This window comes from Halococcus agarilyticus (assembly GCF_000334895.1).
In the GTDB taxonomy this organism is placed as follows: Archaea; Halobacteriota; Halobacteria; order Halobacteriales; family Halococcaceae; genus Halococcus; species Halococcus agarilyticus.
Map to the genome: position 1 here is coordinate 1 of NZ_BAFM01000044.1, position 809 is coordinate 809.

Here is an 809-nt window from a genome sequence, read left to right on the forward strand (position 1 = left end):
GCATGTCCTTGAGGTAGACCGTCGTCTTCACGACGTCGTCGAGCGAGGCGTCGGCGGCCCCGAGAACCGCCTCGACGTTTTCGAGCGTGCGTCGGGTCTGTTCGTCTGGCGACCCATCGATCACGTCGCCGGTGTCGGGATCGACTGGTCCCTGGCCCGAGACGTAGATGGTGTCGCCCTCGACGATCCCCTGCGAGAACGGGCCGATGCTTGCCGGTGCGTCGTCGGTTTCGAGTTCGTCCATGGTACTGCTGTCGCGGCGCGACAGCGCGTTCATCAGGGACGACGAACCGCAAAACGCTACCGGTCCGTGACGGTGCGACCGATGGAAAGTGACCTATCCGAGGTAGTCGCGGGCGCGCTCGTGGAGCGGGGCGAACCCCTCGGCGCTTCCGACGCCGGTCCGTTTGCCGAGCACGATCCCCTCGGCGTGGATCCCGTCGAGGAGGGTGTCGAACTCGGCGTCGATCCCGCCGTGTTCGGTGAGGAAGGCGACCTGGGACTCGTGCTGTTCGATCGCCTCCAGCTTCCGATCGACGTGCTCCGTGATGTCGACGAAGACCGATGGTTCGAACGCGGAGGTGGGTTTCCCGAAGTAGTGGACGTTGTCCGGATCGCACGGCTCGTGGTCGGTCTCGGCCAGCGGGAGCGACGCCATGTAGTAGGCGTCGGTCACCAGCCGGGAGGTCGCTCGATGATCGGGATGCATGTCGTCCCGGAAATGCGTGAGAACCACGTCGGGATCGTACCGTCGGAGTGCGTCGACGATCCGCAGTCGGTTGTCGAGCGAGTACTCGATCCGGCCGTCC

The 809-nt window shown here is 65.4% G+C and carries 2 protein-coding genes; both read right to left on the bottom strand.

What is annotated here, in order from left to right; translation table 11 throughout:
• The coding region (locus TX76_RS16900) for a Rid family hydrolase (RefSeq protein WP_267462379.1) at nt 1–244 on the bottom strand (244 nt) is incomplete at its 3' end.
• A gap of 93 nt (nt 245–337) precedes the next feature.
• Nucleotides 338–809, bottom strand: a 472-nt coding sequence (locus tag TX76_RS16905; RefSeq protein ID WP_049904180.1) for a PIG-L deacetylase family protein, incomplete at its 5' end; no start/stop codon positions are given.